Annotated in this window: 1 pseudogene; it reads left to right on the top strand. The window is 74.6% G+C overall.

The window, feature by feature from the left end:
* A pseudogene (locus tag ACYVE7_RS35345) lies at nt 1–602 on the top strand (hypothetical protein); the annotation flags it as partial.

Below are 602 nucleotides of genomic sequence, written 5' to 3'. Positions count from 1 at the left end.
GGCGGTGCTCGTCGACGGGCTGGGCGGGGAGCTGCGGGCGGCGGCGCCGATCGCGGCGCTGGCCCGGGTGCCCGCTCGGCGGTGGGGTGATCTGTGGGCGCGGGCGATGCTGCTGACCAGGCGGGAGTTCATGGAAGGGGGTGGGGTGGGCGAAGAGGTCTCGGGGCGGTTGATGGTGCTCGGCGTCGAGGTGATGGAGCACGCCACGGCCGTCCAGGTGCAGGTACACGGGGTGCTGGAGCAGGGCGGGGCCGGGCGGATCGTCCGGGTTTCGGTGGGTGCGGCGAAGGTCGACACGATCAGCGGGACGGCGGTGTGGCGGCTGTTCGGCGCGTATCCGGTGCTGATGGGCGCGCTCGCCGGGCGGCTGTCCCTGGACGTCGCCGGGATGACCCTGCTGCCCGGGGCCGACCTGCTCTGGCAGGAGGAGCGGGCGGCGGCGGGCGTCGCGGCCGATCCGTTCGTCACCGCGCGGGTGCTGCTCGGCACGGCGTCCGGGCCACCGGTGCCGCCGCTCGACCGGCATCCGATCCGGATCGGCGAACCGGTGCTGCTCGAAGGCCATACTTTCGCCGACGGCGCGTTGGTGGTCGGCGGTGAAC

The sequence above is a fragment of the Actinocorallia lasiicapitis genome, from assembly GCF_054778695.1.
Note: the sequence above shows the minus strand (reverse complement) of the source record. Positions and strands in the feature narration are given on the sequence as shown.